17 protein-coding genes are annotated in these 19,162 nt (G+C 40.0%); 7 read left to right on the top strand and 10 right to left on the bottom strand.

Going from position 1 to position 19,162, the window contains the following annotated elements; translation table 11 throughout:
* Positions 1-4: 4 nt before the first annotated feature.
* The 3 genes from BLR53_RS01600 to BLR53_RS01590 all read right to left on the bottom strand — a co-directional run bounded on the left by BLR53_RS01600 (position 5) and on the right by BLR53_RS01590 (position 5,344).
* Positions 5-3,448, bottom strand: coding sequence for a SusC/RagA family TonB-linked outer membrane protein (locus BLR53_RS01600; RefSeq protein WP_234797484.1), 3,444 nt, complete (start codon positions 3,446-3,448; stop codon positions 5-7).
* A gap of 170 nt (positions 3,449-3,618) precedes the next feature.
* On the bottom strand, positions 3,619-4,683 hold the full coding sequence (locus BLR53_RS01595; protein ID WP_074586537.1) for a FecR family protein: 1,065 nt from the start codon (positions 4,681-4,683) through the stop codon (positions 3,619-3,621).
* A gap of 91 nt (positions 4,684-4,774) precedes the next feature.
* Entirely contained in the window at positions 4,775-5,344 is a 570-nt protein-coding gene (locus BLR53_RS01590) for an RNA polymerase sigma factor (protein ID WP_051759568.1), read from the bottom strand.
* 176 nt (positions 5,345-5,520) lie between these two features.
* On the opposite strand from BLR53_RS01590, the gene BLR53_RS01585 reads away from it, so the two are divergent.
* The gene (locus tag BLR53_RS01585; protein ID WP_037438199.1) at positions 5,521-6,222 is read left to right on the top strand and encodes a hypothetical protein; all 702 of its coding nucleotides are present in this window, start codon (positions 5,521-5,523) and stop codon (positions 6,220-6,222) included.
* Positions 6,223-6,244: 22 nt separating this feature from the next.
* Here the strand turns inward: BLR53_RS01585 and BLR53_RS01580 are convergent, their stop codons facing one another.
* Both BLR53_RS01580 and BLR53_RS01575 read right to left on the bottom strand, forming a co-directional pair.
* Entirely contained in the window at positions 6,245-7,759 is a 1,515-nt protein-coding gene (locus BLR53_RS01580) for a gluconokinase (RefSeq protein WP_074586532.1), read from the bottom strand.
* A 9-nt stretch (positions 7,760-7,768) separates the two neighbouring features.
* On the bottom strand, positions 7,769-9,001 hold the full coding sequence (locus BLR53_RS01575; protein ID WP_074587290.1) for an MFS transporter: 1,233 nt from the start codon (positions 8,999-9,001) through the stop codon (positions 7,769-7,771).
* A 143-nt stretch (positions 9,002-9,144) separates the two neighbouring features.
* On the opposite strand from BLR53_RS01575, the gene BLR53_RS01570 reads away from it, so the two are divergent.
* Positions 9,145-11,031 carry a CocE/NonD family hydrolase gene (locus BLR53_RS01570; RefSeq protein WP_074587288.1) on the top strand — a complete coding sequence of 629 codons (1,887 nt, stop codon included), beginning with the start codon at positions 9,145-9,147 and terminating at the stop codon, positions 11,029-11,031.
* 44 nt (positions 11,032-11,075) lie between these two features.
* Here BLR53_RS01570 and BLR53_RS01565 read toward each other — a convergent pair whose 3' ends face one another.
* The gene (locus BLR53_RS01565) at positions 11,076-11,942 is read right to left on the bottom strand and encodes an aldose 1-epimerase family protein (protein WP_074586528.1); all 867 of its coding nucleotides are present in this window, start codon (positions 11,940-11,942) and stop codon (positions 11,076-11,078) included.
* Positions 11,943-11,952: 10 nt separating this feature from the next.
* A complete protein-coding gene (locus BLR53_RS01560; protein WP_037438203.1) occupies positions 11,953-12,327 on the bottom strand; it encodes a response regulator transcription factor in 375 nt (124 codons plus the stop codon).
* A gap of 450 nt (positions 12,328-12,777) precedes the next feature.
* Here BLR53_RS01560 and BLR53_RS01555 point away from each other — a divergent pair, with 450 nt between their 5' ends.
* Positions 12,778-12,963, top strand: coding sequence for a hypothetical protein (locus tag BLR53_RS01555; RefSeq protein WP_069381983.1), 186 nt, complete (start codon positions 12,778-12,780; stop codon positions 12,961-12,963).
* 153 nt (positions 12,964-13,116) lie between these two features.
* Here the strand turns inward: BLR53_RS01555 and BLR53_RS01550 are convergent, their stop codons facing one another.
* Together BLR53_RS01550 and BLR53_RS01545 are read right to left on the bottom strand one after the other, a co-directional pair.
* Positions 13,117-13,593 (bottom strand): YMGG-like glycine zipper-containing protein, encoded by a 477-nt coding sequence (locus BLR53_RS01550; RefSeq protein ID WP_037438204.1) that lies wholly within the window; start codon positions 13,591-13,593, stop codon positions 13,117-13,119.
* Positions 13,594-13,667: 74 nt separating this feature from the next.
* Positions 13,668-13,901 carry a hypothetical protein gene (locus tag BLR53_RS01545; RefSeq protein ID WP_037438205.1) on the bottom strand — a complete coding sequence of 78 codons (234 nt, stop codon included), beginning with the start codon at positions 13,899-13,901 and terminating at the stop codon, positions 13,668-13,670.
* A gap of 217 nt (positions 13,902-14,118) precedes the next feature.
* Between BLR53_RS01545 and BLR53_RS01540 the strand changes: the two genes are divergently transcribed.
* From BLR53_RS01540 to BLR53_RS01530, 3 genes are all read left to right on the top strand, one after another.
* Entirely contained in the window at positions 14,119-14,325 is a 207-nt protein-coding gene (locus tag BLR53_RS01540) for a cold-shock protein (protein WP_037438206.1), read from the top strand.
* Positions 14,326-14,395: 70 nt separating this feature from the next.
* Positions 14,396-15,226, top strand: a complete 831-nt coding sequence (locus BLR53_RS01535) for an SDR family oxidoreductase (RefSeq protein ID WP_074586522.1) — start codon at positions 14,396-14,398, stop codon at positions 15,224-15,226.
* A gap of 103 nt (positions 15,227-15,329) precedes the next feature.
* Entirely contained in the window at positions 15,330-16,715 is a 1,386-nt protein-coding gene (locus BLR53_RS01530; protein WP_037438208.1) for an MBL fold metallo-hydrolase, read from the top strand.
* A 42-nt stretch (positions 16,716-16,757) separates the two neighbouring features.
* On the opposite strand, the gene BLR53_RS01525 is transcribed toward BLR53_RS01530, so the two are convergent.
* Positions 16,758-17,351, bottom strand: a complete 594-nt coding sequence (locus tag BLR53_RS01525; RefSeq protein WP_074586517.1) for a biliverdin-producing heme oxygenase — start codon at positions 17,349-17,351, stop codon at positions 16,758-16,760.
* A 385-nt stretch (positions 17,352-17,736) separates the two neighbouring features.
* Here BLR53_RS01525 and BLR53_RS01520 point away from each other — a divergent pair, with 385 nt between their 5' ends.
* Positions 17,737-19,065 carry an OmpA family protein gene (locus BLR53_RS01520; protein WP_037438210.1) on the top strand — a complete coding sequence of 443 codons (1,329 nt, stop codon included), beginning with the start codon at positions 17,737-17,739 and terminating at the stop codon, positions 19,063-19,065.
* Positions 19,066-19,162: the final 97 nt, after the last annotated feature.

The following is a 19,162-nucleotide window of genomic DNA, read 5'->3' as shown; positions in this document are numbered from 1 at the left end:
AAACTTAGAACGTAGCTTTAATTCCTGTATTGATAACTCTCGCCTGTGGATAATACTGAGCGCTTGAGTTCGTAGATTCAGGATCCCAGATTTTTATCTTATCAAACGTGAAAAGATTTAATCCGCTTACATATACTCTAAGTGCTACCATACCAATCTTCTTACTGAATTCCGGAGATAATGAATATCCCAATTCTACATTCTTCACACGCATATAATTATTGCTACGTAACCAATAGGTGTTATCAGCTGCATTATTAGTATCAGTATAGTATGTTTTACCACGGTTAGAAAGGCGTGGATCTACGCTGCTTGGCCTGTCAACACTCCAACGGTTCAGGTAAGACCATTCCAAAAAGTTACCGATATCTCCAGATTCGGTTAAGCCTATCATTTGAAGACCGCCGGTCGCACCTTGAATAAGCATGGAGAAATCAAAGTTTTTATACTGCAGACTTAGATTAAATCCACCTGTAAACGTAGGTGTATTGGTTTTATCCATTCTCACCTTATCATCACCGTTGATAATACCGTCTCCATTAATATCCCGGAATTTCATATCACCGGGAAGTATTTGATTAGTTAATCCACTATAGTCAGTTTTATTAGCATCGATTTCTGATTGATCACGGAACACACCTGCATATTCATAAGCAAGCACGGTTCCGGTTGGCATTCCGGTTGAGCGCTGCCAATCCGGAGCACCAGGAGTTTCATCCCAGAAAATGATCTTATTTTTAGCATATCCACCATTTACACTGACGTTATATTGTACTTCTCCAACACGGTCGGCCCAGCCTAATCTGAATTCAAAACCTTTATTGTTTACTTTACCCAGGTTTACCGGAGGAAGTTTATCTGTAATACCAGAACTTCCAGGAATAGAATTACCTCTGCTGATCAGGATTTTAGTCCTTTTATTATAGAAAGCGTCAAATTCAAAACTCAATCTATTGTCGAGGAATGAAGCGTCTAAACCAATATTGGAATTATTAGCTACCTCCCACCCGAAGTTAAGATTCGGAACACGGTTTTCTGTAACTGTCTGATTCATCTGGTCATTAATGACATAGTTTCCAAAACCCATCGTGCTCAGATATTGATATTCTGCCAATGCATCTCCGAAATATGCCTCTGCTCCCATCTGACCCCACGAAGCACGAAGTTTCAGATTATTGACAAAGCTGACATTGTTTTTGAAGAAACTTTCCTCTGAAATTCTCCAGCCTGCAGAGATTCCAGGAAAGAATCCAAAACGTTTGTCTTCAGGAAAAATGTAAGAACCATCTGCACGCCATAGAAACTCGGCCATGTATTTCTCCTTGTAATTATATCCTACACGACCAAAATAACTGAGCCTTGCACGGTTAAACAGGCTATATGGTTCAGTGGTCGGATTAGTGATATTTTGCTCTTTTTCATTACCTGCCAGTAACTCCTGCAGTGCTGTAGATAAGAAATATCTTCTAGTTGCACTAAAACCATCATTGTTTACCTTTTCACGGGTTACACCAGCCATCAGATTCAACGTATGGTTGCCCAGCTTTTTGTCGTAGTTGATCATACCCATTAGGTTAATACCCAATTGTCCACCCGCTGTTTCAGTCAGACTTGCATCTGTTCTTTCAGAACGAACTGAGCCTACCAGAACCGGAGTTACGCCATCAGCTTCGAAACTAACTTTATCCCAATCGTATAAAGTCCATGGAGTCTGCCATCTTTTTTGTCTGCCGGAGAACTTATCGATCGATGCTGTACCTGTTACTTTCAAACCTTCTACACCAGGTATCTGAATATCAAGTTTACCGGTCGATTGGAAATAATCTCGGGTGTCCCGGTCATAACCTGTCTGATCGGTAGTCACGACGTATGGATTATAACCAAACTCAATATCACGTCCTGGTAAACCATTTGGATATACCTCAATTTCTGTCGGTCTTCCACGCATTAGCATTCTGAAGATATCATTAGCGCCTACTGTTGGAGAATTACGTACTTCTTCACGTCCGGTTACGCCTAATGAAGCAGTAACGTACTTATTCAGTTTAGCTTCCAGATTGATTCTCAGATCATATTGTTTATAACCGGTCGCCGATTTTTTGTAATAGCCATCCTGATCCAGGTATCCCATGGAGATCAGATATTTAATATTATCTGCCCCCCCGTTGATCTGAAGGTTATGGCGTTGTTGCGGAGACCAGTTCTTTAAAGTGGTCCCAAACCAATCTGTATTCGGGTATCTAAGTGGATCTGACCCATCTTTGAACTTTGCAATTTCGTCCGGACGGTAAGCGGCATTTAATGTTGTTCCGTCTGATTTCAGGTAAGACCCTGTTGAATTGAAGCTTTTCTGAGCGGCTCCCCATTGGCTGGCCGGCACATCAGAACCAAAAATAGTCAGTTCATTCAGAATCTCTGCATATTGCTCAGAATTGGCCATTTTCGGTGTACGGGTAGGCTGTTGCAGTCCGTAACTAAAATCATACGACAATTGAGGCTTTCCCGACTTACCTTGTTTCGTTGTAACCAGGATGACCCCATTTGCCGCCCTTGAGCCATAAATGGCAGCAGAAGCATCTTTTAATACAGATACGCTTTCAATATCATTTGGGTTGATCCGCTCCAAGCCACCCGCACGGTTAGGAACCCCGTCGATAACGATTAAAGCGTCATTATTACCGAGTGAATTTACACCACGTATCCGGATAGTAGAACCATCTTTTCCTGGCTCGCCACTTGCCTGTTGAGCTGTCACTCCGGGCAATCTTCCCGCCAGCGAATTAGATAAATTGGCTGTCGGTGACTTCGCCAGTTCTGAACCTTTGACAGCTGTAACTGCTCCTGAAACAACTGCCTTTTTCTGCGTACCGTAACCCACGACGATTACCTCAGACAACGCCTGTGTATTCTCGACTAATTTTACATTAATTGTCAGTGTGGATTTTACAGGAATTTCCTGGGTAAAGTAACCCATGTAAGAGAATACAAGTGTTCCGTTTTCAGGAACTTTTACACTATAGTTACCATTAGCGTCAGTCATTGACCCGGTGGAACCTTCTTTAAGTTTTACACTTACGCCAGGAATTCCCTGCCCCTGTACATCTGTCACTTTTCCTTTAACAGGAATGTCAGCCTTAGCTAGCCATTCGGGACGGATAATAATGAGGTTATCTTCCATAGTCTGGAATTTCAACCCCGTATTTCTGAGCAGATGCGCCAGTGCTTCATCTGCCGGCATGTCCTTGCGGACCAGGGTTACCAGTTTACCGGATGGAAGATCTGCTTCACTGTAGAGCAAACGGAAACTCCCTTTACTTTCCAGAACAGCCAATGCTTCTTTCAGGTTTACTTGCTTCAGTTCCAGGTTAACTTTCCTGAATTGGGAGTAACTGTTTGCCGACACCTGCATACAGAAAACCAGTGATAAAACAAAAGTCCAGTTTAACATTAATAAGAATTTGTTTTTGGGAAATGGGACGCATAGCACCTTATTGCACAGTCCTTTTTTTTTCATAGATTTGTGAGTTATCAATTAATAAATCTGAAGCCGCTATCTTTTTATAGCGGCTGGAATGGTTAAAGGGGGAGGAATGTTGGCGCATTTGCTCCCTCTATTTTTTAGTAAATGATCAAGTCATGTTCTTTTAGTTTAAAGGTGAATGGTTTGATTAATTGCAAGGCAGTCATCGCTTCTCTGATCTCCTCTTTTTTGAAAGCACCGGTAAAACGATAGCTCCCTGCCTGCCTGGATTCGATATGAATTTTAACATTGAACCAACGTTCCAGGCGTGGCTTAAGCTCTTCTAGTGTTTCATTTTTAAAAACCAGTGTGTTGTCTTTCCAGGAAGTTTCTTCTATATACTGTTCATCCCCGATGGTAATAGGCAAGACGTGTGCAATGGTCATTGTCATATCTGCAGAACGAGGTGCCTTTCCATTCTTTTTACTGCGTCCTTCTACAAGCGCAAATTTCTCTGATGGGTTAAGCAATATTTTTTGTTGGGCACGTTCATTGACAGAAAGCTCTATAGATCCTCTAAGTAATGTTGCCTCCGAGCTACTTTCCAAGGCATAGTCTTTTACATTAAAAGCAGTTCCGAGTACTTTTACACACATACGGTCAGTTTTAACAATAAAAGGTTGATGATCTCGATGTGCAACGTCGAAAAAAGCTTCTCCCTGGAGGTGGACTATTCTTTTTTTCTGCTGGGAAATCTTGTTGGAATAAGACAATTTGCTATCTGAATTAAGCCAGACCATTGTGCCATCGGGAAGCCTTACATTTTTTCTCACTCCCTTTCCGGCAACGATTTGGGTGTCTGTTTTTGCAACTGTTCTCTTGGTCAGGTAAAGCAAGCTACTTAATGCAACCAGACAAATTGCGATCGTTGCAAATGCATTATAAGATTTCTTAGTGGAAGGTTCTTCATCCGGATATGTTCCAGGGAGTAAAAGATCAGCGTCGAAATCTGCTGCATACTTTCGAAGATGCTTTTGGTATATGGTATCCATATCAAGGTCGTTTTCTGCAGGAGATTCCTCCCAGAGCTGACCTAATAATTCCTCATAATATACTGAATCAGGGTATCGCGAAATTAACGATGCAAGCTCTTCCAATTCAGAGGAATTTGCTTCACCAGCCAATTTACGGGCAAGTAATTCTATAATTCTGCTTCTATCCATCAGAGGCCCGTAAATATTAGTTTATATTGGTTTCAAGGTATAAGACAATATTTTCGGAAAAACTCCCTAGTCAAGAATAAAAAAAAATAAATTAATCAATCAGATTGAATTCCAGCTGCAGAATAGTAGTCAGTTTTTTAACAGCTGCTACCAGATGTGCGTCCACAGTTTTAACGGATATATTTAAAATAGCAGCTGCCTCCTTATAACTTAAACCATCTTCTTTGATCAGCTTGAAAACGAGTTTACACCGTGTAGGAAGTGCACTGGTAGCTTGATCTAGTTTAAGTTTAAGCTCTTCATTAATTAGTAGTTCTTCAGGATTTTTCGTTTTAAGCGCGATATCTACATTAATGTCATCAAGTGATACAAAAACCTGCTTCCCTGATTTGTTTAACAAGTTAAGACAAAGGTTCCTCGCCATTACAAATGCATATACACGAATATTATTGATAGCTGTTAACTTTTCCCGGTTTCTCCAAATACCAATCAGTACGTCATTGGCGGCTTCTTCAGCTGATTCCTTCGATTTAAGCAGACAGAAACAGAATCTATGCAACCCGGGATAAAGAAATTTGTAGAGTTTCTCATACGCATGTTCACTATTATATAATGCGATACGACTGGTCAACTCAGTTAGCTCCGGTGAAGTTTCAGGCATCAGATTTAATATTTGGTTATCTCAAATTTAACAATTAAACAATACCAACCAAATCAATTTAGCTGAGTCCGGTGTAATGGTCGTACTGGTAAAACTGTTTTATAGAAAAAGCGGGGATAAAACTTCTGATCTGTGCATGACAACAATCAGGAAAATTTTCCGTTATTTGAGACAATATGAAAGCTACAAAATTTCTGAGTTTACTATCTTTTTTTTCTATCCTTTCGCTAAGCACATTTGCCCAGGACGCGATTATTATTAGTCCCGGTAATTTTATCCGCGGAACTATACAGGGTACAGATTATAAAACTGTCGGAATGAAGAACGACGAAGGTACACTCAACCAATATCAGGCTAAAGATATTCAGGAATTCCAGTGGAATGGGGAAACGTATGTTAGTAAGGCATTTGTAAGTAATAGTAAAACAGATTACCGTTTTTTTAAACTTATAGAGCACGGAAACATAAACCTCTACACGATGGGTGGGAAAACAAGTGCAAAAACAAAACCTAAAAAGAAAATTCAGTTCAGCCCTTCTATCGGACTTGGAATAGGAAGTGGAGGTTATCGCGGATTCGGAATGGGTGGCGGAATCAGTTTTGGCGGTGGACGAAGAGATGATGATGCCCAGGCGAGACCAGATCGCAGAGCGCTAATCTATATTGCTTCAGCTAAAACCCCCGATACCATACTTGAGATTACACCGGACGGAGATCAGAGTGAACAGAATTCTAATTATATCAGAACTACATTGAGCGAATATATGTCTGATGACCAGGATTTGGTAAACCGTTTGAAAGACACCAAAAAATTTGATGCTAAAACAATTATTTCATTTGTAAAAGCCTATAACTCCGTGCACAGTACGCAGGAATAGATTAGAACCGTCATCAGCCGTATCAAAGCAGACCGGCTGATGATGGATTATTGGATAGTTTATGTAAACGGTGCATCTGTTCTTTAAGAGCAGGGTAAAGTGCCACGTAAATTTCAAATATCTCCATATATTTCTTGTGAGTCTGCTTCTCAGGATAAATCCTGGTTGCTTCCTTGATATTAGGCATGGGATAATCTGACTCCAAACCGATCGCTTTCGCTGCGAGAATGGTTGCTCCGATAGCAGAAGCATCATCTACAGAGATCAGAACCAATTCTTTTCCGGTAATATCTGCCAAGATCTGTAACCATACCGCAGATGCGACAAAACCTCCGCTCACATGGATCCTGTCAACCTGCTGCCCCGATCTCTCCAACGCATTCAGCACATCTTCCAGTGCAAAACAGATTCCTTCAATTACTGCACGTGTCATATGGTCTGAAGTATGAGATAAGTTTAAACCGAAGAAAACGCCGCAGCTCCTGGCATCCCATACCGGGGCACGCTCCCCCTGCAGATACGGTAAAAACAACAAACCATCTGCACCAGGGCCTAAATTAGAAACACTGCGAAAAGCAGTTTCATAATCTTCCTCCCTTAATTGACTAGTGCCCAATATATTCTTCAACTGCCATTTCAAGGCTATACCACCATTATTAACAGGGCCCCCGTTAATATAGATTTTTTCATCCAGCCGATAACTGAAAGTCATAGCCTCCTTGTTAAACCTGCTGCATTCTGCGGAAACCCGAAGTGCGCCGCTGGTACCAATAGTTAATGCTCCTATTCCTGGAGCAATTGCCCCTGTACCCAAATTTGCCAGGCAACCGTCCGTTGCACCGATGACCACGGGTACACCAGCTTTAACAGCCTCCATACCAGGAATAGCTTCAGGGAAAGCTCTGTAAAAAGCTGTAGATACCAGTCTGGACAATTGTTCTTCTTGAATTCCTGCAGCATTCAGTGCTGCAGGATGCCAGCATAGATTGTCCAGTTCCATAAGCCCCGTACAAGAAGCCACGCTATGATCAATTTCAAAAACACCGAATAATTTAAACCAGATATATTCCTTTATAGATATAAACTTCTCCGTTCTGCTGAAAACCTCTGGAAGATGCGATCGGATCCAGCCGATCTTACATAAAGGAGACATCGCATGAACAGGTGTTCCTGTTTTGAGATAAATTTCAATCCCGGAACCCTGCGATAATAATTGATCTGCAAAATTAGCAGCTCTGTTATCTGCCCAGGTCATCATTGGAATAATCGCTTCTCCCCCAGAATCTACTGCTATGAGACTATGCATAGCGCAGCTCAAACTTATTATTTTTGGTGACCGGCCACGCAGATTAATTTGTTCAGTGATTACCTTACAGCATGCTTCCCAGATTAATAAGGGATTCTGTTCACTATAACCCGGTTCCGATGAGGTAGTAGGATAAAAAGACTGACTTCTGCCAATTGGTTTATATTGAAGATCAACAGCTACACCTTTAGTACTGCCAGTACCTATATCTATCCCAAGAATATATTCCATATTTTAAAATTAAAGTTCTTCGAGGTAATTGAGGTCCTTGTGAAAAGTTTCTTTCATCCGACTCAATGCATAAAATGCTAAACCCAGACTAATCATAGCTACAATGATAGCAGAATAAATGATATTACCACTAGTATAATTCTTTAGCAACTGAAATAAAAGAGTAAGTGGGACAACTGCCCCGCGCACAAAATTTGGAACGGTTGTAGTCACAGTCGCCCGTATATTTGTACCAAACTGTTCGGTAGCAATAGTCATAAAAATAACCCAATAACCTACAGTAAGGCCGAGGCAACCGCATAACCAATAGAAATGATCCAGACTAAGATCGTAGCTCATCAGATAGGTGGCAATACCAAGGGTAGATAAACCGAGGAATAAATAAACAACTTTGAGCCTGCTTTTTAGCCACTGACTAAGTAAACCGCCCGCAATATCACCAATCACAATACCACCATAACACCAGGCAACCGCCGCTCCTGCACTTACCTCACCTTTTACACGAAGTACTTTTCCAAATTCAGGCGACAAGGTAATAAGTACGCCAACCACAAACCATAATGGAATACCTATCATTATACATTGCAGGTACTTAATAAATTGCGTTTTATTCCTAATCAGCGCTAGGAAGTTACCCCGGTTTTCTGCAGTTTTAGAAGAGTCAAACATACCTGATTCCGCCACCCCAATGCGAAGTAACAGTAAAGCGAGACCAAGCCCTCCTCCGATAAAAAAAGAGGTCCGCCAGTCGAAAAGTTGCGCAACGAAATATGCAACTACTGCTCCACTTACACCTACAGATGCAACAATTGTAGTTGCGTAACCGCGTTTCTCTTTAGGCATCAATTCCGCAACCAGCGTAATACCAGCGCCAAGTTCACCCGCAAGTCCCAATCCTGCTATAAAGCGCCATATGGCGTATCCTTCGACAGAATGAACAAATCCATTCGCAATATTCGCGATGGAGTACAAAAAAATCGAACCAAAAAGCACAGATAGCCGCCCTTTCTTATCACCAAGCATTCCCCAGAGGACACCACCGATAAGCATGCCGATCATTTGAATGTTAAGCAGCAAAATGCCAGTATCAGTTAATTGTGTCCCGGTTAGCCCCAACGACTTGAGACTGGGTATCCGGACAATGCTAAAAAGCAGCAGGTCATAAATATCAACGAAATAACCCAGAGAGGCTACCAGAATGGCAGCAGTTAATTTAGAGTTTGAAGCATTGGTCAATTGCATCGTTATGGTTTTTGAGATAACTAAGCTAATAATTTCCGCGATAAGCCAAATGAATTTTCTACAGGCAATAGAATTTTTAAAGATTAATCTTTTGGATACCAGACTTGCGGGCATCAAATCAGAAAATTGTTTATTTTGGCCATATGAAACAAACCTTCTTTCTCTCAGCGGCGCTCTCAGTAATGTCGTTTGGAGGCTTTGCACAAGGGCCATCTCAGGGAGTTTTAGACGCCCGGTATATACAGGAGAACTATACCAAAGTGGAAAAGCAAATCCCTATGCGTGACGGAATAAAATTACACACCGTTATTTATAGTCCTAAAGATCAGCAAAAAAAATATCCGATTATGTTCGACCGGACACCGTATAGTGCCGGTCCTTACGGACAGGAGACTTTTAAGAACAGCCTGGGTCCCTCTATGTTATTCGCAAAAGAAGGTTATATTTTTGTTTATCAGGACGTCAGGGGACGTTATCTTTCTGAAGGAGATTTTGTAGCCAACAGACCTTATATTGCAAATAAAAAGAACAAAAAAGATATAGATGAAAGTTCCGACAGCTATGATACGATAGATTGGCTGGTCAAAAATATACCTGGAAATAATGGTAAAGTGGGTACCTGGGGAATATCAGCACCTGGATTTTATACCACAATGACTGCAATTGATGCCCATCCTGCATTAAAGGCTGCCTCACCCCAGGCCCCTGTGACAGATTGGTTTATGGGAGATGACAGACACCATAACGGCGCATTCTTCTTAATGGGTACTTTCTCCTTTTTATCGTATTATGGCGCGTCGCGGCCAGAACCAACTCCCGATCATGCTGCGTCATTTAACGGTTACGGAACTCCCGATGCCTACAACTTTTACAAAGAATTGGGCCCGCTAAAAAATGCAAATGATCGTTATTTTAAAGGTCAGAATAAGATCTGGAACCAAATGATGGATAATCCTGATTATTCTGAGTTCTGGCAAGTCAGAACGCCAGTTCCACACCTTAAAAAAATAAAACCGGCAATAATGACCGTTGGTGGATGGTTCGATCAGGAAGATTTATATGGCCCTTTAAAAACTTTTGGCGGCATTGAAAAAAATAAACCAAAATCACCAAATCATTTGGTTATGGGCCCATGGACGCATGGCAGCTGGACGCGTGGTGATAACTCCTTTCTTGGAAATGTACGTTTTAATTCTGCAACAGGACCTTATTACCGACAGGAAATAGAATTTGCATTCTTCAATCATTACCTTAAAGGAACTGCCAATCCTGAACTGGCTAAGGCGACTATCTTCGAAACAGGATCCAATATCTGGAAAAAATATAATTCCTGGCCGCCTGAAGACGCAAAAACAAAGAAGCTATATTTTCATCCGGGTGGAAAGCTATCATTTGATGAGCCGTCTGAGAAAACTGATACATATGATGAATACATTAGTGACCCCGAGAATCCAGTACCCTATACCAACCAGATCAGGATTGACAGGGGAACTGATTATATGTATGAAGATCAGCGTTTCGCTTCAAGAAGACCTGACGTATTAGTTTACCGTTCTGAAATCTTAACAGAAGACGTAACGATTTCGGGGAAGTTATTTGCCGACCTCTATATATCTACAACTGGCACAGATGCAGATTTTATCGTTAAGCTAGTAGATGTATATCCCAGCAACGCACCTGATGACAGTCCTATTACAGGAACAAAAATGGGGGGCTTCGAGCAGTTGGTACGTGGAGAAGTAATGCGCGCAAAATATAGAAACAGTTTCTCTTTGCCCGAGGCACTTGAACCTGGAAAAACTACGGCAGTCAAATTTGATATGCAAGACGCAGCACACTGCTTTAAAAAAGGACACCGTATTATGGTTCAGGTACAGAGCTCGTGGTTTCCATTAGTAGACCGTAATCCTCAAAAATTCGTGAATATTTACAAAGCAGATGAAAGAGATTTCCAAAAAGCCACGATACGTATTCATTCAGGATCAGGACAGCATTCCGGTATACTAATGGATATAATCAGCCCTTTATAAGAAGGAACTGGTAATCCTGAACAAGAGATGCTGGTATGCGATCACTAAAATAGTGATACATGCCAGCTTCTCTCCCACTTAACGCCTGGTGATAAGGTTTGAATCCCCTCCTTATCTCTGAGTTGCTGATTATGGTGAATACCATCTGCTACTCCGCACCAGGGCTCCAGACACACAAAATCAGCACCGGGTGCAGCCCAGATACCAAAAAACGGAAATTGGGAGAATCGAAACTCAAGACCGTGGCTATTCTTATTATTCGCAAGCCTAATTTTCTCACTTTTCAGAGATTTGAAAACCAACGCATCATCTTTGAATAACTCGTGATTTAAAGGCAACTTACTACCTTTTAAAGTCAGCACACCTTGCTCATCACTAATTAAGTTGTGTTCAATTTTATTAAAGAACAAATCCTCATCCCGGTCAAAAAGGAGATAATTATCTTCATAGCAAGTATCAGGTGTAAATGGAACTGCAAATGCAGGATGGCCACCAAGTGAAAACAGCAGCTCTTTTTCTCCGGGGTTATTTAACTTATAGGTACAGGTAAGTCCAGAATCTTCTAATTTATAATGTAGTGCAAGTTCAAACGTAAAAGGATAAACAACAAGTGTTTCGGCTGAGTTTCTTAATGTAAAAATTATTTCATTGTCAGCAGGACGGGACACCTCAAATTCTTTATCCCTGGCAAAACCATGGCGCGAAAGCGAATAAGTTTTATTTTCAAAAATATAACTATCATTTTTTAACGCCCCGACTATAGGGAACAATACCGGACTGAATTTACCCCAATAAGCCGGATCACCTTTCCAAAGGTAATCCAGCCCTGTAGACTTGAGTTCTAATTTTTGTAATTCAGCTCCTTTTGTATTAAATCCAGCTATCAGATGCTCATTTTCCAGAAATATCATAGGAATTATTTTAACCCGCTAACTTCGTAGATAACAATCTGTCAATCCTTTTAACTACGTAATCCAGATCAAAGGGTTTGCTAATGTAGTCATCAGCACTAGCAGTCACACTTTTCTCCTTACTTCCAGGATTAGCTGACATTACGATTACAGGAATATGTTTTGTGAAAATGTCAGTTTTTAAATCATCACAAATTTCAATACCATTTCCATCAGGCAACATCACGTCAATGATGAAAAGATCAGGTAAGCCATCATTCAGTTTACTTTTCAATTCTGCGAAAGTCGATGATAATTGCAGTTCATAACCTTCGTCTTTTAACAAAAACTCAATTATATATCTGATATCCTGATCATCTTCTAAAACATGTATTCTTTTTTTCATAACTTGTTCAAGTGTAAATACGTAAAATTAAACAATAACAAACACTGTTCCGATTTTATAGCTGTGCTTATATTTAAAGCTAACTAACTTAAGCTAAGCTAATAGCTATTTCCACTTTATTTGTAATAATGCAGAACAATAGACGGAAAAATCAGCACCGTTCTATTTTGGCGTCAATCTATATAGCGCTACACATTCGTCCGGCCCTGTCTCTTTTAAGATTTAAATATTTTTTGTATATTTGCATTAAACGGATTAACAAACACACTATTCTCTTTTACTACTTGCTAACCAACCCAATGGTTAGGCTCAATTTCTCCTGACTCCTCAACCGTTGTTGTCCAGGAACTTTATTTTATTCAGGCTAGATCGATCCTTACGATTTGTATATGGAACGCCTTAACAAGTAATAGCAGAGAAGAGTTATTTTTTAACTAAATACGGAAATTTATGGCTAAGTCTCAGGCTACCTTCATGAAGAAGCAACTAGAAAAAAACAGGCAAAAGAAAAAAGAAGATAAAGAGCAACGTAAACAAGAACGTCAGCAAAATTCTACAGGCGGTGACCTGGAAAGTATGATGGCATATGTAAATGAATTTGGTGAAATCGTATCCACACCTCCTGAGAAGAAATAGTTAACGGATATTTGAACCGATATAAGAGAGGCCTGCAAGAAATTGTATGCCTCTTTTTTTATTGAAGAGCAAAGTCAGATTTAAAAAGAATGGGGTTCAATGATAAATTTATCATTGAACCCCATTCTTTTTAAAATCCAAGAAAACGATGTATTAATTCGCGCGTCCTGATTTCTTATCCTGTCCGCGGCCAATTAAATAACCTGCGCCTGCACCGGCAACTCCCCCGATTGCGGCACCACGACCTTTCTTTTTATCAATAAGGGCTCCCCCAAGACCGCCGGCTCCCGCACCAATTACAGTACCGAGAGCTGCACTACTCCACCCTTTTTTCTTGGTATTTTGTGTAGAAGTAGAGTTCGAAGCACTGCTATGTACAGTCGGCTCAGCTATTCTGGCAGCAGGAGCATTCTCTGCAGCCCTTTCTTCAGCAAGCATCAGTACACGTTTTTCCTCCTTTATTTTAGCAGCCTGTAACTTCGCTTCTGAATCTGCTCTTTTAAAACTATCTAATCTGATACTGTCTTTTACAGCTTTTATAGTAGCTATTTTAATAGCTTCTTCTTTCTTAGCGTTACTGCAGGCACCAAACATCAATGCTACAGTAGCTATGGCAAGTATCTTTCTCATAATTTATTATTTTATATTACAAGATCCAATTTACCAAAACTATGCCAAACGGCACCGCTGGATTATTTTTTCTCTTATTTATCTTGCAATGGTGAGCTGCCCGGAATCTCGGAAGTATCATGTCTGTCATCTTCACCATCAGGATTTCCGGAAATTCTGTCATTATCGGAATTTAGATTTTTGAGAAGTTCATTGCCTGACGAAGAATCATCTGCATCTAGCCCTAGATTGGTTGATTCATCATGACCATTTTCTAACATATTTTTCCTTACATGTTTTTGTTCTGCGTTTTTATCTGGTGTTCTCATAGCTAACTATTAATCATAAATATGTACCTAACAACAACTATTGGCAGGCTGCTGTTCTTGAAAACATCATTTTTTGAAAATTTAATTCTATATGAAATCGGATTCCGATAATCGGATAGTATTATTTAAATCAAAGTCTAATTATCAAATTAGAAATTTAGATTTTGGATATTAATATTCAATTCATTATTTTCACAGCGAAATTTATAATAATAATATGCGTACAACAGGAAAAGTAAAATGGTTTAATTCTGCAAAAGGGTTTGGTTTTATCACTCCAGAAGATGGAGGAAAAGATATTTTCGTGCATTTTTCTGCGATTGCAGGCGATTCATTCAGAGAATTGAATGAAGGTGACAATGTAGAGTTCGAATTAAACGACGGTAAAAAAGGCCCTGAGGCTTCTAATGTAACTGTTCTTTAAGAATAACTTATTGAAAAAAGGGATAATGCGACGCATTATCCCTTTTTTTTTATCAAGTCTTCCGTAAAATATGTCTTCAAATAGAAAAACAATCAGCGTGCTTGGCTGTGGCTGGTTCGGGTTCCCTTTCGCGGAGTCGATGGTCGAAAAAGGTTACACAGTGAAAGGCTCGACCACAACTCCGGAAAAAAAGATCGCGTTGCAGGATGCCGGTATCGCCCCCTATCTGCTGAATTTAAATGAAGAAGCTCCTGATATAGATCTTGATTTTTTTAAGAGCGATATATTAATTTGCTGCATTCCTCCCAAAAAAGACCCGATCATTCAGCAGCAGTATGCAGCAAAAATAAAAAAGGTTGCCGATTCAGCAGCAAAGGGTCGTGTCCGGGAATTTATTTTCATCAGCTCCACTTCGGTATTTCAGGATAACAACAAACAACTTGATGAAAATGATATGCCTGCTCCTGAAACAGCCTCAGGTAAGATTATACTCGAGGCAGAGCAAAATTTAACCTCGTCAACTGATTTCAGAACTACAATAGTTCGCTTTGCAGGCCTTTTTGGGCCGGGAAGAGACCCCGGTCGATTTTTTGCTGGTAAAACTAATATCCCGAATGGGCTTTCTCCGGTTAACATGATCTGCTTAGATGATTGCATTGGCATTTTGACCAGTATGATCAGTCAGGCAAAATACGGTGGGGTTTACCATGCATGTTCTCAAGAACACCCTGACCGTACGTCCTTCTATACCGCTGCAGCGAAGAGGTCCGGACTTCCTCTCCCTCAATTTATTCCTCAAAAAAACAGTTGGAAAATTATTGATAGCGTCCGTCTGAAGACTGAACTTAATTATAAATTTCGATTAAATTTACATGACCTTGTCAACCAACAAGATATATAGTTTCTAATCGCCAATAAAACAACCTAAAGCAATAAAACATTATATTGCTAATCTTTTTTCCCTTTTTCAGGGTGGAGATTTAATTGTAAAACGATTAGAATAGATGAATTTAACGATATGGGGCGCTGCGAAACAGGTGACAGGAAGTATGCACCTGCTGGAAGTAGGAGATTACAGTATACTAGTAGATTGCGGTCTGGACTATGAGAGAGATACATTTCAGGAAGAAAATCAATACTTTCCATTTAATCCTGCGTCAATAGATGTAGTTATATTAACGCATGCACATATAGACCATTCAGGAAATCTACCCACCTTGCTAAGGATGGGGTTTAACGGACAAATTCTGTGTACCCCACCTACCGCTGATCTTACTGAATTACTGTTAATGGATTCTGTTAATATCTTTTTGAGTAAACAACAAAAGAGGTCACGTGGGAAAAGATCAGGATCAGGCCCAAAACCGCTTTATCTTCATAAACATGTAATGGATACAGTGGAACGCTTCATTACAATCGGTTTCCATAAAATATTTCAGATCAGACAGGGAATTAGCCTGCAATTCATCCCGGTAGGTCATTTATTGGGAGCAGCAGCAGTAGTTTTGGAAATAGAAGAACAAGGCGTAACAAAGAAAATTGCTTTCACTGGCGACGTCGGTCGTAGAAACTACCCTGTTCTAGTTGACCCACAACCATTGCCGGCAGTGGATTATCTGGTTACAGAATCTACTTATGGCGGCAGAATACATAGTAAGGACACTACAATCACAGCCAAACTAAAAGATATTATTGAGGAAACATGCATAAAATTCCCAGGCAGGCTGATTATACCCGCATTTAGTATCGGAAGAACACAGGCCTTGGTATTTACACTGAATAAGCTTTTCAGTTCCGGGGAGCTGCCTCCGGTAAAGATCTTTGTAGATAGTCCTCTTGCCGAATTTGCGACGGACGTTTACCGTAAGCATCATCAACTGTTAAATGATGAAGCTCAAGATTTTTACCATCGCTCAGGAGATGAATTTGAATTTGATTCACTTTCATATGTACAGGATAAACGCGAAAGCATTTCTATTTCCAATTATCATGAACCTTGTATAATTATATCTTCTGCGGGCATGCTTGAAGGGGGACGGATACAGGATCATCTTTATCATAACATTCAGAATTACTACTGTACAATTCTATTTATCGGTTACTGTGCAAAGGGAACACTTGGTCACAGATTACTTCGCGGCGATTCTATAGTCCGCCTACGCCACCGTGATCTGAGTGTTTATGCAACTATCAAAAAGACAGATTTGCTGAGTGGTCATGGAGATCATGATGACCTGATGAGTAATATAGTTGGCCAGGACCCTAATCAGTTAAAAAAGGTGTTTCTGGTTCATGGTGAGGACAGCAGTTTAAGCAGTCTTGCCAGCGCTATAGAAGCAGCTGGCTATACTGCAGTCATTGCTGAAAAAGGTGAACCTTATATACTCTAAGGCATCAGCCTTTAAGTAGGCTCCCCCCTAATGTATTGTAAGTTATACTAATGTAGTATTCACAAGCTGAGAAACCGTTGCGATAAACATAAAAGTCTCAGATGCACTATCTATTACCTGTTGGTAATCAGATTCCGGTACAGCAGTATTTAAAACTCCAACAAAACTTTTCCAGTTAGGCATCAGATTATCACCATAAATTGTATAATAATTAAGATTTAAACCTTCGAAAGCCGGGGTTGCCCTCAATTTTTTCTGAATAACCTGACCACCCATTGTTGCACCCTCAAGCACATACATAGCTCCCAATGCGGCAGCGGGACTATATTCATTGTGCGGTACGTTGATGTTAATCTGATCAAGTTCATCTTTGGATATACCCGCCTCTTTCAGATCTTCAATCAATGAAGATAGTTTATATCGCTGGTCAGCACCTACCTGTTTAGCTGTATTTTCGTCTAGAGCCAGGTGAACTTTAAACTCTAAATTAGCATGAACCAAGTAGTTAGTAGCCAGCAAAGTTTTATATTGTTCGAGACTCAACGTTTTATTCATTATTTCGTGAACAAACATCAGCTCCTCCAGTTGATCGTGATTCCCTTTGGTTTTTGTTTTTAGTAATTCCTGCAGCAGCATAGTTAAATTATTTATGTGTTATTTCCTTCGTGAAAGATAATCATTAATCTTCCTTGAGCATTATATTATAAAACCTCAGTTAATAACGTTATGGACCATTATAAAGATATATCCAGATCCTTATTATTTATTCTCATGTGATCTAATTATAGTCTCATAGCACCAATGCAAGCTCAAAATAGCCGTTTTGTATCGAAAACTATACACTTATTTGAGTAGTAATTATAAATGATCTGAAATTTAACATAGAATCAAGGTTAACGTAACAACCTCATTTACAATAAATTCAATAGTAAAATGAAATTAATTAAGCTTTGGCAAGGTTATTACTAAGTGTTAATCGATCAGTTAACTACTGAAAATTTAATATCTAATTATAGAAAAAATGAATTCAAGAATTACAAAATCCGCACTGTTTTTATCCTTAATTGGATTATCAACATCAGTGTTTGCTCAGGACGGAACGTCTGACTCCACTGCTCGCTTTAACAAAAAAGATTTCCGCACTTGGTCAATCGGATTAAATGGTGGTATGTTAACGCACTACACTCCGTTCAACAGCAGATCAAACGGCAATTTCGCAACTCCGCAAGAGAGCTGGGGTTACGGAGGTTATATTAAGAAGCAAATCCTTCCAGGATTTGGTGTTCAGGCAGATTTCCTTGCTGGTAAAGTAAAAGGATTCAGACCAAATGGATTGGGTGCTGGTGCAACGGCTGCAGAAAGAAACAGCGGATTTGAAACACGTATCGACTGGTCGGCAGCTTTAAGCGCGAATTTCACGATTGCGAACATGAGCCTGAATCAAAAACGTAATGTATTATCTCCATATTTAACAGCTGGTGCTGGTTATATGTCATCAAGTGCAAATACAGATGCTCCTAACGGTGCAAGCACAGGATACAAAGAAAACTGGTTTATCCCTGTAGGTGCAGGTTTTAAATTCGGTGTATCTAAAGGTGTAAACATTGACTTAGGTTATACAGTTAACTTTATGAAAACCGACAATTTTGACGGTGTGCGTGGTGGAGCAAATGACAGGTTCTCTTATGCCCATGCAGGTGTTGAGATCGCTTTAGGTAAAAAAGGCACATCTCAATTACAGAACTATAGTGCAATTGCTGCAATTCGCGAAGAAAGTGCAGCAGAAAGCGCTGAGTTAAGAAGAGCATTGTCAACTGCTGAGCAGAACAGATTAAGAGATCAGGAGCAATATGCAAGAGATTTAGCTGATGACGATAATGATGGTGTTGCTAACAAATTTGACAAATGTCCTGGAACTCCTCCAAACACAGTTGTTGACGGTGCAGGTTGTCCTTTAAAACAACCAAGACCAGTTGTGACAGAAAAAGTAATCATTACTGAAGCAGATCGTAAAGTGGTTGATGAAGCAATTAAAAACCTGGAGTTTGACTTAAGTAAAGCAACAATCCGTTCTAGTTCGTATACCACGCTAAACAGAGTAGCAGCTTTATTAGTTGAGAAAAACTTTAGCTTGAAATTAGCTGGTCATACTGACAACACAGGTTCAATGGCTTTAAACTTACGTTTATCTAAAGAAAGAGCAGAATCAGTAAAAGCTTACTTAGTTTCTCAAGGTGCTAACGCATCACGTATTGAAGCAACAGGTTATGGTCCAAACCAACCAATTGCATCTAACAAAACTGCTGACGGACGTCAGAAAAACAGAAGGGTAGAATTCACTTTATACTAAGCTGAGATTCATCCTATAAAAAAAGCCCCGCAAGATTTGCGGGGCTTTTTTTGTTCAACAAGAAATCATACTGCATAAAAAAGGAGGGTTTCCCCTC

Source organism: Pedobacter antarcticus (assembly GCF_900103515.1).
Classification (GTDB): domain Bacteria; phylum Bacteroidota; class Bacteroidia; order Sphingobacteriales; family Sphingobacteriaceae; genus Pedobacter; species Pedobacter antarcticus.
Note: the sequence above shows the minus strand (reverse complement) of the source record. Positions and strands in the feature narration are given on the sequence as shown.

Bases quoted from the DNA above. Each gene is read 5' to 3' on its own strand.
- BLR53_RS01535 (WP_074586522.1), top strand. From the start codon at position 14,396: ATGTCTTCAAATAGAAAAACAATCAGCGTGCTTGGCTGTGGCTGGTTC.
- BLR53_RS01560 (WP_037438203.1), bottom strand. From the start codon at position 12,327: ATGAAAAAAAGAATACATGTTTTAGAAGATGATCAGGATATCAGATAT.
- BLR53_RS01540 (WP_037438206.1), top strand. From the start codon at position 14,119: ATGCGTACAACAGGAAAAGTAAAATGGTTTAATTCTGCAAAAGGGTTT.
- BLR53_RS01570 (WP_074587288.1), top strand. From the start codon at position 9,145: ATGAAACAAACCTTCTTTCTCTCAGCGGCGCTCTCAGTAATGTCGTTT.
- BLR53_RS01585 (WP_037438199.1), top strand. From the start codon at position 5,521: ATGAAAGCTACAAAATTTCTGAGTTTACTATCTTTTTTTTCTATCCTT.
- BLR53_RS01525 (WP_074586517.1), bottom strand. From the start codon at position 17,351: ATGCTGCTGCAGGAATTACTAAAAACAAAAACCAAAGGGAATCACGAT.
- BLR53_RS01600 (WP_234797484.1), bottom strand. From the start codon at position 3,448: ATGTTAAACTGGACTTTTGTTTTATCACTGGTTTTCTGTATGCAGGTG.
- BLR53_RS01580 (WP_074586532.1), bottom strand. From the start codon at position 7,759: ATGGAATATATTCTTGGGATAGATATAGGTACTGGCAGTACTAAAGGT.
- BLR53_RS01565 (WP_074586528.1), bottom strand. From the start codon at position 11,942: ATGATATTTCTGGAAAATGAGCATCTGATAGCTGGATTTAATACAAAA.
- BLR53_RS01575 (WP_074587290.1), bottom strand. From the start codon at position 9,001: ATGCAATTGACCAATGCTTCAAACTCTAAATTAACTGCTGCCATTCTG.
- BLR53_RS01595 (WP_074586537.1), bottom strand. From the start codon at position 4,683: ATGGATAGAAGCAGAATTATAGAATTACTTGCCCGTAAATTGGCTGGT.
- BLR53_RS01555 (WP_069381983.1), top strand. From the start codon at position 12,778: ATGGCTAAGTCTCAGGCTACCTTCATGAAGAAGCAACTAGAAAAAAAC.
- BLR53_RS01590 (WP_051759568.1), bottom strand. From the start codon at position 5,344: ATGCCTGAAACTTCACCGGAGCTAACTGAGTTGACCAGTCGTATCGCA.
- BLR53_RS01530 (WP_037438208.1), top strand. From the start codon at position 15,330: ATGAATTTAACGATATGGGGCGCTGCGAAACAGGTGACAGGAAGTATG.
- BLR53_RS01545 (WP_037438205.1), bottom strand. From the start codon at position 13,901: ATGAGAACACCAGATAAAAACGCAGAACAAAAACATGTAAGGAAAAAT.
- BLR53_RS01550 (WP_037438204.1), bottom strand. From the start codon at position 13,593: ATGAGAAAGATACTTGCCATAGCTACTGTAGCATTGATGTTTGGTGCC.
- BLR53_RS01520 (WP_037438210.1), top strand. From the start codon at position 17,737: ATGAATTCAAGAATTACAAAATCCGCACTGTTTTTATCCTTAATTGGA.